This window comes from Microbacterium sp. 18062 (genome assembly GCF_902706225.1).
Classification (GTDB): domain Bacteria; phylum Actinomycetota; class Actinomycetes; order Actinomycetales; family Microbacteriaceae; genus Microbacterium.
Genome location: NZ_CACSKB010000393.1, coordinates 1 through 441, shown reverse-complemented (window position 1 = coordinate 441; position 441 = coordinate 1). Strand labels below are relative to the sequence as shown.

At 31.5% G+C, this 441-nt stretch carries 1 protein-coding gene; it reads left to right on the top strand.

The window, feature by feature from the left end:
• Window positions 1-108: 108 nt before the first annotated feature.
• Window positions 109-441 (top strand): hypothetical protein (locus tag GVL03_RS22465; RefSeq protein ID WP_235038287.1); only part of this gene is annotated, 333 nt, incomplete at its 3' end.

Genomic DNA, 441 nt, shown 5'->3' with positions numbered 1-441 from the left:
TCTTATACGCGTGCGAAAAACAATAAGAAACAATCAGAGAGTGAAGATTAAATGAAAAAAATAGGGTATTTCCCACCACCTAGTGAAAAAAATTCCTATACGATTCGTATGCGTGATTTGCTTGGTCAATTTGGTGATGTAACTCCGATATCACCTAAGAATTGGAAGAACACTTTTTTTTCAATAAATAAATATGACTTTATCGTATTTAACTGGCTGGAAAATAGATGCTTTGGTAAAGATGGGAAGTTTGATTTTTTGTCTTTCATTATCTCAATGTTATGGTTTTCGATAATGAGATATTCCGCCAGGAAAGTAATTTATGTTCGCCATAATATTTATCCGCATAATATTTTGGATGGAAATAAGAATCTTAGTGTAAAAGTAATGAACTACTTTGAGAGTAAAAGCTCTTATACCATTGTACATTCAAAATCTGCT